Genomic DNA, 9205 nt, shown 5'->3' on the forward strand with positions numbered 1-9205 from the left:
GGACCCAGAAACAACGTATTTCCCTGGAAATCCGCACCGAAGGTGCGGGCCGTCGGTCACTGGCCGTCAGGCTTTCGATTATTTTTGGTCGGACCGAACGGTTCTCTCCGAGCCGGCCCGGCTGCCGCCCGGCCTGGCAAAGGTCTGGTCGAAAATGGCGACGACCATTCGGCAGACACGTCTCCCACGACCGCCGCCGGTTGCCCCCATACGAGTTGATCGTTAAGCCCATGCCTGTCGTGGGCTAGGAGGATCAAATGGAGGTCGCCACCGCGGGACCGATGATGGGGCGCATCGCACGACTGGCCGCAATGCCGCTGATCGTTCTTCTCGTCGTCAACGCGCTCGTGCTCCTGCCCGCGCTGTCCCCGCTGCGGGGGCCCGTGACGCTTGCCGTGGCCCTCGTGATGCCCGGTGCCCTCGCTCTGCGAACCCTGCGGATCACTACCCCGGACGGGTGGACGTGGTTGCTCTATGCGGTCGCGCTGTCCATCGCCGGCCTCCAGGCGACCGCGGCGGTTATCTGCCTCGCTGGTGTACGTCTCGGCACCGTGTCCTGCCTCGTCGGCCTGGACGCCCTCGTCGTGCTGCTGGCGGCGGCCGGGGTCGGCGTCCCGCCGGTCCACTCATGGCGGAAGCGGGTGCGCGTGACCCCGATCGCCGTTCTCGGCGTGACCGCCGGAGCCGGAGCCGTGGCCTGCGCGATCATCGGTGCCGGCCGCCTGAACGCCGGCGCCGGCAACACCACCGCGGCGACAGGTCTGGCCCTGGCCGCGGCCTGTCTCGCCGTGGCCGCGGCCGGTGCCAGGCGCAACCCGGCGGCCGCGGCCACCGCCGTCTACCTGCTCGCGCTGGCGGTCCTGTTCGCGACCTCGTTGCGCGGTGCGGCGGTCACCGGGCACGACATCAAGCTCGAGTACCGGGTGTTCACGGACGTGCTCGACTCGGGCCGATGGCAGTCGCACAGCATGTTCGTCGGCTACAACTCGTGCCTCAGCATCACACTGCTGCCCACCATCCTGGCCCGCGTATCGGGGATCGCGGCGCTCGATGTGTTCCGGGTGTGCTTCCAGATGCTCTTCGCGATCGTGCCGGTCGGCGTCTTCCTCGTGGCCCGGCGCTTCATCCGGCCCCCGTACGCGGTTCTGGCCGCCGGGCTGTTCGTGGCGTTCCCGGCCTTCGTCAACGACATGCCCATGCTCAACCGGCAGGAGATCGCCCTCATCTTCTTCACGGTGCTGATCCTCCTGGTGACTCGTGCCCGCCAGGAGGTGTCAGCTCTGCGCCTCCCGTACGCCGTCCTGCTGGTTGCGTTGCTCGGCGGCCTGGCGGTCTCGCACTACAGCACCGCCTACGTTGCCGTGGCGCTGCTGGTCGGCGCCTGGCTGGTCCGACTTCTTCGCCGGCCGGTATGGCGCGGCGTCCCGGCTCTGCATACCGTGCTCGGCGGTTGCGGCGCCGCGCTGCTGGCGCTGACCATCTCGTGGGCGTCCGTCACCGGGAGCGCTTCGGAACTGGGCGGCAATCTCGCGACCGCCTGGAACGCTGTGACCGGCCAGCTCCGAGCCGGCACGAATCCCGCTCTCGTACCCGCGGCCGAGCAGCCTGGAAGCAGCGACCAGGTCGTGCTCGACAGCTATCTTGTGCGGCGAGGTGTCTCGGCGAGTGTGCCGGCCGGGTGCGCGCCGGCCACCCGGCCACCCGACAAGCTTGCCGTCAAGCCGTTGGGAGCGATTCTGGGCCGAGCCGGCCTGCCGCCCTCCGACTTCAACGCCGGGCTGCGGGCCGGCGCGGTGGCGGTGTTCGAGGCCGGTGCCGGGCTGGGTGTGCTCGTCCTGTTGCTTCGCGAGTGGCGTCACCGTGGCCGACGGCTGCGCGCGCCGACCCCGATGGCCGATCTCGCGGTGACCGCCATGGTGTTGCTGGCCCTGCCGGTTCTGTCGCCGAGCCTGTCCGGCAGCTATGGACCGCTGCGGCTGTACCAGCAACTACTGATCGTGTTGGCCCCGGCCGTGGTCGTTGGGCTGTGTGCCCTGTTCCCGGGCGCCCGGCTGGCACGGACTCGCGGTGCGTTGGCCGGACTGATCGTCGGTGCGTGCTTGCTCAGCACGAGTGGGTTGGTGCCGGAGGTCACGGGCGGTTATCCGCCCCAGCTCAATCTGAACAACGCCGGGATCGCCTATGACGCGTTCTACGCCGACGAGAACGATCGGCGGATGGCGTCCTGGATCAGGGATCATCTGAGCGACGGCACCCCGATTCTCGCGGACGGCCACGACTCGCTCGACGTACGGGCGATGACCCGACTCAATCCGATGGGCGAGCTCTTCCCGGGCAGCGTGCCCGACGTGTCGCGTCTGCTGCTGCGCACTTCCGACGGCCGTACGGTCTCGGCGCTGATCACCCTCCCAGACCGTACGGTGCGGTACCGCATCCCGGTGCGGTGCGTGGCCGCCGGCCGCTCGCTGATGCACGTCGCCGGCCCGCTGCGCCTCTACGGTCCACGGCTTTCGTAGCACCTCCTTCTTCGGCGGAAATTCTCGACCCCTGCGGGCGCTCAAGCCCCAGGGGTCGAGTCACGTGTGCGCCGGAGTCCCACCCGCAGCAGGTGACTTTCCTGCTCCCCGGCTGCTCCCGCACCTGCTCCCAGAAGGGCTGACCGGGCCTACCCGGCTGCCGAACGTTCGGGCAATTCCAGTGGCCCGGACGGTCGAACTCGTCGATCCCCGGGCCCCGAACGCCAGGGGGCCGCCGCGTGCGCCGATTGTTGTCCGCCATCGTTACCGTCGGTCTCGCGATCTCCGCCGGATTGAGTCAAGCGGAGGTCGCACAGGGACGTTCTACTGGGGACATACGGGCGGCAGCCACGCAGCGTTATGTCGGCGGCGTAGCCGTGGGCGGCCTTCAGCCGTGGAACACTCGCCGGGCCGCCGACTTCCGGACGGCGGCCGCCGCGAACTCGACGTGGATCCGCAGCGACCTCGGCTGGGAGTACCTCGAGCAGACCCCCGGCTCCTGGAAGTGGTCGCTGTTCGACCAGGTCGTCAAGGACACCACGGCCAACGGCATGCGGTACCTGGCGGTGCTCCACACGGTACCGGCGTGGGCCAACGGTGGTGTCGGTGACTACGGGCCGCCGTCCGACCTGTCGCTGCTGACCAACTACTGCTACCAGACCGTCAAGCACTACCTGCCCATGGGTGTCCGCGAGTACGAGATCGGCAACGAGGTCAACCTGCCGCACCCGGGGATGACCTATGACGGTGTCAACTACACGACGCGTTATCTCAAGCCCTGCGTGGCCGGAGTGCGCAAAGCCGCCGCCGAGGTGAAGATGCCGGTGACAATCCTGGGCGCCTCCCTGGCGCCGACGGATTGGACCGGCGGCACCGACCCGCTGAAATTCCTCACCGACGCGTACGCAAACGGCGCGCGCGGCCTGTTCGACGCGCTGGCGTGGCACCCGTACACGGGCGCGGACTGGCCGGCGATCAGCCGTAACATGAACAGCCTTCCGGCGTCGCTCGCCGCGGTCATGGCCGCGAACGGCGACGGCGCGAAGAAGATCTGGGCAACCGAGTTCGGTCAGGCGACCGGCGGCACCTATCCCTGGAGCGAGCAGGACCAGGCGAAGCTGGTGACTGCGGCTCTCACGACGTGGTACTCCAAGCCGTTCGCCGGCCCGCTCTTCTGGTACTCGGCGCGGGACAGTGGCAACTCCACCACGGACCGCGAGCAGCACTTCGGCCTTTTGCGCAACGACGGCAGCCAGAAACCGTCCTATCCGGTGCTGAAGTCGCTCCTGACGCGGTGACCGTCAGCGTCACCTCGGTCTGATTGGGTCGTTCCACCGTTGAGCCCGGTTGATCATGCGACACGGCCGGAAGACGTACCGGAGCGGACCCGTGCTGACAGTCATCATCCTGACCTATAACAGTGGGAACTCCCTGTCCGAGTGTTTGGAGTCGCTCACCCGGCAGACCACACCACCGGCCGAAGTATTGGTGGTCGACGACGACTCCACGGACGGAACCCTCGACATAGTACGGACCTTCCAGAAACGAGGTGTGCTCCCGTTGCGGATCCTGCGCAACGGGAGCCACGTCATTGCCCGCGGTCGCAATATCGGGCTGCGGGCGGCCGCCACCCCCGTGGTGGCCTTCATGGATTCCGACGCCTGGGCCGAGCCCGAGTGGGTCGAGGCCATCCTGAAGACCCTCGACGCCAATCCGGGCGTCGGGATCGTGGGCGGGGAGGTGCTGGCCGCCCATGCCTCCCGCTTCGCGCACGCGATCGCGACCAACGACGGTGCCGTCCGCGAGCTGACTGCCTCCGGCGAATTGCTGTGCGGCACCTGCAATCTCGGCGTCCACCGGGAACGCGTGGGGTACGCGCTGTTCGACGAGCGCTGGGTGTACGCCGAGGACGTCGAGTACGTCAGCCGGGTGGGCAACTGGACCACCACGCGGGAGGCCCGTGTCTGGCACGAGAGCCGCCGTGGCCCGTCCGCCTACTTCCGGCAGATGAGGCGCTACGGCCTCTGGAAGCTCCACTACACGGTGCGTACGCGCAACGTGCGGCTGGTGGATTACGTGCCGAGCGTGGTCCTGCTGGTGTCGGTCGCCGCCTGCGTGGTCTCGCCGGCGGCGCTGCTGGCCCTTCCGCTGCTTTCGATCTCCGAGGCCTTGTTCGTGGCCGTGTACCGGCGTGCCCCGTTGCCCCTGCTGCCTCTGATGGCGTGGGGCTGGCTGGTGAAGAACACGGGCTGGGGCCTCGGCATGTTGATCGGGCTCTGCCAGCTGCTCGTCGGCCGGGGCCCGCACCGGTCCCAGCCGAACGTCCATGCGTGACGGCTCTCCATCGAAGATGAGCACAATTCGCGCAATTCACCCGTGATTAATGCCTCCGAACAGTTACTTTTTGGGCGGTCGCGCGTTGAGGTCCACGCGGGGGCGCTACGAAGGGTGTTCGGGTGAGACCTATTGTGCTGGGCAAGCCGGTGGTCGACGGCTTGCGGGTTACCATTCCGATCGATCCCGGGAGCGCCACCCGCTGGTTTCGCCAGAATGTGTTTCGAGTCCAATACTCGGGCCTCGAGAGCCTGGACCCGGTGGACGACGCAATCCTTGTCGTACCCGCCCTGGGCACGGTTCTGACGTTGGCGTACGCGTGCGGCGTGCCGGTCCAGGTGGAACGCGTCGACGGCGCCTATGCCGTGACGGCGCAAAAGCTGGCGGACACCTTCGGCAGGTTGTATCCCCACTTTCTCAGCCGAGGCTTCGAACTGCGCGGCGAGCGGGTCGGGACGCCCGGACCCGATCCGGAACGCTCAGATCCGGCGCTGCTGCTCTACTCCGGCGGAGCCGACTCGACGTCGTCGCTGATCGAGCACAGCGACGACGTCCGCGCGCTTCTTACCGTCTGGGGTGCCGACGTGCACTCGGCAGACAAGGCTCTGTGGGAACGGCTCCTCCGAACAGTGCGCACCGGCGAGCTGACCGCCGGGCGCCGGCTCGTTGTCGCACGGTCCAACCTTCAGGACCTCATCGACGGCCCCGCGCTGAGCCGGTACCACGCGCACGGCTTCGACAGTGCCAGCTGGTGGGGCGCCGTGCAGCACGGCCTGGCCCTGACGTCGCTCGCGGTGCCCGTGGCGGTCGCTCTCGGGTTGCCCCGCGTGCTGATCGCCAGCAGCGACATGGCGGGCACCCCCGTGCCCTGGGGCTCGATGCCCATCATCGAGGACGAGGTCCGGTGGTCGGGTGGCCGGGCGGAAAACGATCAGCCGGAGCTGTCGCGCACCGAGAAGATCACTCGGGTGATTGCGCCCTACCTGCACGACGGTGGGCGGCTTGCCCTGGCGGTCTGCTACCAGCCGAGCCGCGGGCCGAGCGGGCTCAACTGCGGTCGGTGCGAGAAGTGCGTGCAGACGACGACCCAGTTGCTGCTGGGTGGCGTCGATCCGAGAGAAGTCGGGATGCCCACGTCGCCCCAAACCTTCGCGGTGGCCAAGAAGGCCCTGACCCGGGGAGAATGGCATGGCGACGACTCGCACCGGACGATCTGGCGCAGCCTCCAGGCCGACGTCCCGCCCACGCTTACCGGCGTGTGTGCCATCCCCCTCTTCCGTGACTACCTGGAATGGTTACGGCACGCGAAGATCGTCATCAGTTCCGACGGTGCCGAACCGCTCACCCGCCTGATGATCAAGAATGCGCAGTATCTCGGCGGCCGACTGCTGCCCTGGCTTCCGTTCCGCTTCCGCAAGAGATGCACCCAACTGGCGGTCCGGCTGACGCGTGGGTACTGACCGGCCGATGATCGGAAACGGCACCGTTCGCGACACCCTGTTCGTCAACTCGTTCTTCACCCTGGCCACCAGTGTGGTGACGGCTGCCGGTGGCTTCCTTTTCTGGACGTTGAACGCCCGCCTCTTCACCGCCGCGCAGGTCGGGCTCGCCGGCGCCCTGCTCGGTGCGTGCAGCACCATTTCCTCCGGCAGCCTGCTCGGCTTCAACCAGACCCTCGTACGGCGACTGCACGCCACCTCGGAGCCCAGCCGGCTGCTCAACACCTCGCTGCTGCTGGTCGCCGCGGCCGGTACGACAGTCGCGGCCGGTTATGCCCTGATCGTCCCGGCGCTCGTGCCCGATCTCGGCCCGATCCGCTCGAACCTGCCGATCTTCGTCGCGTTCGTGCTGGTGAGCGCGATGACCGGAGTCAACCTCGCCACTGACGCGATCTTCGTGGGACACCAGCAGACCCGGCTCAACTTCGTCATCGACGGGGTGCTGCAGAACGTCGTGAAACTGGCGCTGCCGCCGATGCTGGGCTGGCTCGGGGCGTACGGGATGTTCTTCTCGGCCGGGGCTGCCACGCTTGCGGCCGTCATGGCCAGCGTCCTGGTGCTTGTGCGCTGGTTCGACTACCGCCCCCGGCTCGAAATCGACCGGCAGCTCGTCCGCAGCGAGTTCGCGTTCTCCTCAGGCACGTACGTGGCGGAACTGCTCGACCTCGTACCCCCACTCGTCATGCCCTTGCTGATCGTCCGGGCACTCGGGCCCGAATCGGCCGCGGCGTACTTCATCGCGTTCCAGATGGCCGGCCTGCTCTACACGGGCGTCTTCGCGGTCAGTCAGTCGACCTTCGCGGAGGGCTGCCGGCAGCGCGAAAGCCTCCGGGCATTGACCCGCAGGGCCGGGCGCTTGCTCATGTTCGCTCCGGTCGGAGGGCTCGTGATGGCCGGTGCCGGACCGGTCGTCCTCGGCTTGGTCGGTCCTGAGTACCGGGCCGGCGGCACGGGCACCCTCGTCGTCTTCAGCCTCGGTGCGGCCGTCGTCGCACCGACGGCCCTTTCCACGGCGTTGCTGCGGCTGACCGGTCAGATCGGCGCGATGGTGGCCATGGCCGTGCTCCGCAACGGCGCCACCTGCCTTCTTGCCCTCCTGCTGCTGAGCCGCGGCCTGATCTGGGCGGCGCTCGCGTGGGTGGCCGGCGAGGCCGTTTCCCTCATCGTTCCCGCCTGGGCGCTGGCTCGGCGAGCCGTCTGGAAGGCACGATCATGAAGATCCTCCTGTCGCACGCGTACTCCCGGCGCAACGCCGGTGACGCCGCGCTGCTCAGCGTGCTGATTCAGGACGTACGCGACATGTTCCCCGGCGCCGAGCTCACCGTCCTGATGATGGACCAGGTGCGGCCGGGAGAGACCTTCGAGGGTGTTCCGGTGCTGCCGCTTCCGACCCAGCATGCGGTGCACGGATTCTCCTCCCGATGGGTCAAGCTCGCACACTCGCTCGCCACGCTCGCGGGCACGACCCTCGCGTTCCGCCTGCCCGCCCTCGCACGTCCCCGGGTCATTGGCCGGCGCTTGGACGACCACATGCGGCTGTGCCGCGACGCCGACCTCGTCGTGTGTGCCGGAGGCGGTTACCTGCGCGGCAAACCGACCTGGTCGAGCACCTTCACGCTGGCCCTGTTGCTCCAGCCGTTGGTGATGTATCGCGAGCTGGGGATACCCACGGTCCTCTACAGCCAGTCGTTCGGTCCGTTCGCCAACCGGACCCAACGGTGGATGGCCCGCCGGGTGCTGCCGAAGGTCGACCTCCTGATCGCCCGGGAGGAGATCAGCCGGGAGGTACTGGCGGACCTGGGGGTGAGAGACAACGTGCTGCGGTCGGTCGACTGTGGCTTCGCGTTCGACCCGGACGTCACGGTCGACCTGCGGGCGGGTCTGGGAGTCGCACCCGGCAGCCCGCTGGTCGGAATCACCGTCCGGCAGTGGCTGGATCCGGTCGGCCAGGAGCGTTACGAACAGGCCGTCGCCGGTGTGGCCGACACCGCGGTCGAGGAGTTCGGTGCCACCGTCGTCTTCGTGCCGCAGGTCACCAGCGAACACCAGGACGACGACGACCGGGTGGTTAGCCGCCGGGTCGCCGACCGGATGCGCCACCCCGCTTCCGTGCTGAGCGAAAGCTACGATCACGCCACCGTCAAGGCCATGTACGCGAGCCTGGATCTGCTCATCGGCACCCGCTTCCACTCAGTGATCTTTGCGATGACGTCCTTCGTGCCGGTCCTGGCGATCGAGTACGAGCACAAGACCTCCGGGATCATGCGCGACCTCGGGCTCGACGAGTGGGTGCACGACATCACGACCGTGGACCGGGATGCGCTGGTGGCCGGCCTGCGCGAGCTGTTCGCTCGGCGGGAGGAGGTGCGCTCGCAGCTCGCCGATCGAATGCCCGCCTACCGCAACCGGGCCAGGTGCACCAAGCTGGCGTTGCCCGGGGTGGTAGGCGCCGCGGAAGCGCACGCCGAAGGTGCTCCCTTTTCGCTCGAACGCGGGAAATAGAGTCTGTCGTCACGGCGCGTCCCTGCTGCGCCTCTTCACGGTCAGCATAGTGGGACGGCGCCGGAGTATTTCTCGGCGCACGCTCCCATTCCGCTCACGTGAAGGATCTCCGTGAAGAAAATCGTAAGGCTAGCCGTGGTGGCCGGCGCGGTAACCGCGGCTTTCGGCTTCGTCGCGGCGCCCGCCGGCGCGGCGCCGAACGCCTCCGTCGCCGTCCAGGCCGGCCACCCCCACGGCAAGGGCAAGGGGCCAGGGAAGGGCAAGGGGGACGGTCCCGACAACATCAGTCACAACGTCAATCACAACGCCAATCACGACACCATCAACAGCAACAGTCACGACACCAATCACACC

Annotated in this window: 7 protein-coding genes; all 7 read left to right on the plus strand. The window is 68.2% G+C overall.

What is annotated here, in order from left to right; all coding sequences use genetic code 11:
• The first annotated feature begins 257 nt into the window (after window positions 1-257).
• Complete coding sequence (locus A3CQ_RS0134415; protein WP_020515499.1) at window positions 258-2516, plus strand: DUF2206 domain-containing protein; 2259 nt, start codon at window positions 258-260, stop codon at window positions 2514-2516.
• Window positions 2517-2893: 377 nt separating this feature from the next.
• Complete coding sequence (locus A3CQ_RS0134420) at window positions 2894-3814, plus strand: glycoside hydrolase family protein (protein ID WP_020515500.1); 921 nt, start codon at window positions 2894-2896, stop codon at window positions 3812-3814.
• A gap of 91 nt (window positions 3815-3905) precedes the next feature.
• On the plus strand, window positions 3906-4850 hold the full coding sequence (locus A3CQ_RS0134425) for a glycosyltransferase family 2 protein (RefSeq protein WP_245577461.1): 945 nt from the start codon (window positions 3906-3908) through the stop codon (window positions 4848-4850).
• Between the two features lie 122 nt (window positions 4851-4972).
• Window positions 4973-6310 carry a hypothetical protein gene (locus A3CQ_RS0134430; protein WP_157296695.1) on the plus strand — a complete coding sequence of 446 codons (1338 nt, stop codon included), beginning with the start codon at window positions 4973-4975 and terminating at the stop codon, window positions 6308-6310.
• A 7-nt stretch (window positions 6311-6317) separates the two neighbouring features.
• A complete protein-coding gene (locus tag A3CQ_RS0134435) occupies window positions 6318-7565 on the plus strand; it encodes a lipopolysaccharide biosynthesis protein (RefSeq protein ID WP_020515503.1) in 1248 nt (415 codons plus the stop codon).
• Window positions 7562-8851, plus strand: coding sequence for a polysaccharide pyruvyl transferase family protein (locus tag A3CQ_RS0134440; protein WP_020515504.1), 1290 nt, complete (start codon window positions 7562-7564; stop codon window positions 8849-8851). The genes A3CQ_RS0134435 and A3CQ_RS0134440 overlap by 4 nt, the downstream gene beginning before the upstream one ends.
• A 111-nt stretch (window positions 8852-8962) precedes the next feature.
• Window positions 8963-9205, plus strand: a 243-nt coding sequence (locus A3CQ_RS0134445; protein WP_211216731.1) for a hypothetical protein, incomplete at its 3' end; no start/stop codon positions are given.

The sequence above is a fragment of the Paractinoplanes globisporus DSM 43857 genome (assembly GCF_000379645.1).
Classification (GTDB): domain Bacteria; phylum Actinomycetota; class Actinomycetes; order Mycobacteriales; family Micromonosporaceae; genus Actinoplanes; species Actinoplanes globisporus.